This window comes from Polynucleobacter kasalickyi, assembly GCF_900176405.1.
Lineage (GTDB): Bacteria > Pseudomonadota > Gammaproteobacteria > Burkholderiales > Burkholderiaceae > Polynucleobacter > Polynucleobacter kasalickyi.
In genome coordinates this window covers 1-2,224 of sequence record NZ_FWXJ01000031.1, presented here as the reverse complement: position 1 = coordinate 2,224, position 2,224 = coordinate 1, and the positions used below count along the sequence as shown (strand labels likewise).

Annotated in this window: 1 protein-coding gene; it reads left to right on the top strand. The window is 44.7% G+C overall.

Going from position 1 to position 2,224, the window contains the following annotated elements; genetic code table 11:
- Positions 1–2,224: beta strand repeat-containing protein (locus B8983_RS14080; RefSeq protein ID WP_159460917.1), on the top strand; the 2,224-nt coding region annotated here is incomplete at both ends.

Here is a 2,224-nt window from a genome sequence, read left to right as displayed (position 1 = left end):
AACAGCAACTGCAGATAACTTGGTAGCAGTCGCTGGCGCAGGTACATCATTATCGAACTACAGCATTACGACGACGAATGGCTCCATTCAAGTTAGCCCACTCGCAATTACTGGAACAGCCCAAGTGAACGGCAAGGTGTATGACGGTACGACAGTTGGAACTGGAACAATTACCTTAACTGGTCTATTGCCAGCAGACGTAGGTTCAACATCAGCAAGCGGAACGTTTACATTTGCTAATTCAAATGCTGGAACTAAAGCAGCAACGGTATCAGGTGTAACGGTTAACAATGCCGATTATTCAATTACAGTTCCAGCATCAGCAGGTAATGCAACGATTACTACTGCAGCACTCACGATTACTGGCGGTACCACGACTACAAGCTTTGACAACACAACGCATACTAATACTTACAGTATTACGAGTGGAGCACTGTTTGGATCTGATGTAATTAGCTCTGTCAATGGTTTAGGAAGTGGATTGCACGCGAATACTTATACTGACTCTGGCTTATCAGCTAGCGGTACCGGTTTATCGAACTACGCGATTAGTTATGTACCTGGAAGTTTGACAATTAATCCAGCAACATTCACAGCTGCAATTACGCCAAACGTTGCAACGTATACCGGTACAAATGTAATCGCCAATACAACAGTCTTAACTGGGGCGATGAATGGCGTCACAATAACTGCAACTACCTCACTGACTACTAGTGGAATTAACGCTGGTATTCAAACAATTATCAATAATGGTACGACCTTGTCAGGTGCAAACGCTGGTGATTATGTAATTACAAGTTCAACTATTCTGAACAATGGTGGCATTGGCGCAGCAAATAATCAAGTCATCCCTGGAAGCGGTCCGAATAATAGCGGTTCAACGATTGTGATCGTTCCTAAAACATTGACGATTACGGGTAATACAACCACACCAACCTATAACGGTAGTACTCAAACGAATACTTACGTAGTGACTGGATTAGTGAACGGTGAGACGATTACTGCTTCTGGTGCTGCGCAAGCAACCCACGTATCACCAACAGCAACTGCAGATAACTTGGTAGCAGTCGCTGGCGCAGGCACGTCATTATCGAACTACAGCATTACGACGACGAACGGTTCCATCCAAGTTACACCTTTAGCAATTACTGGAACAGCCCAAGTAAACGGCAAGGTGTATAACGGCACAACAGTAGGAACTGGAACAATTATCTTAACTGGTGTATTGCCAGCTGATGTAGCTTCAACAACTGCCACTGGTACTTACACCTTTGCTAACGCAAACGCTGGTGCAGCAAAAGCGGCCACAGTATCAGGTGTCACAATTAACAATACGGATTACTCAGTAACGGTTGCTCCATCAGCAGGAACTGCAACGATTACAGCTGCAGCGCTAACGATTAGTGGCAACACGACGACTGGTACGTTTGATAACACAACGCATACTAATACTTACAGTATTACGAGTGGATCCTTGTTCGGGTCTGATGTAATTAATTCTGTTAGTGGTTTAGGTGGTGGCTTACATGCGAATACTTATAGTGACTCTGGTTTATCAGCAAATGGAACTGGTTTATCGAACTACACAATTAGTTATGTACCTGGTAGTTTGACAATTAATCCTGCAACATTGACTGCTGCAGTAACGCCAAGCGTTGCGACCTATAACGGCTCAAACGTATTAGCTAACGCGACGGTATTAAGCGGTGTGATTAGTGGTACGACCGTGAGTGGCACGACTTCACTTACCGTGAGTGCAACGAATGCAGGAACACAAACAATTACCAACAATGGTACAACTCTATCTGGAGCAAATGCGGGTGATTATGTGATTGCTAGTACATCAATTGCGAATAATGGTGGTGTTGGTGCGGCTAATAATCAAGTCATCCCAGGTACTGGCCCGAATAATACTGGTTCAACGATTGTGATCGTTCCTAAAACATTGACGATTACTGGTAACACAACGACCCCAACCTATAACGGAAGTGCCCAAACTAATACTTACGTAGTGACTGGTTTAGTGAATGGTGAGACGATTACTGCTACTGGTGCTGCGCAAGCAACCCACGTATCACCAACAGCAACTGCCGATAACTTGGTAGCAGTCGCTGGCGCAGGTACCTCCCTATCGAACTACAGCATTACGACGACGAATGGCTCCATTCAAGTTACGCCTTTAGCAATTACTGGAACTGCTCAAGTAAACGGCAAGGTGTATGAC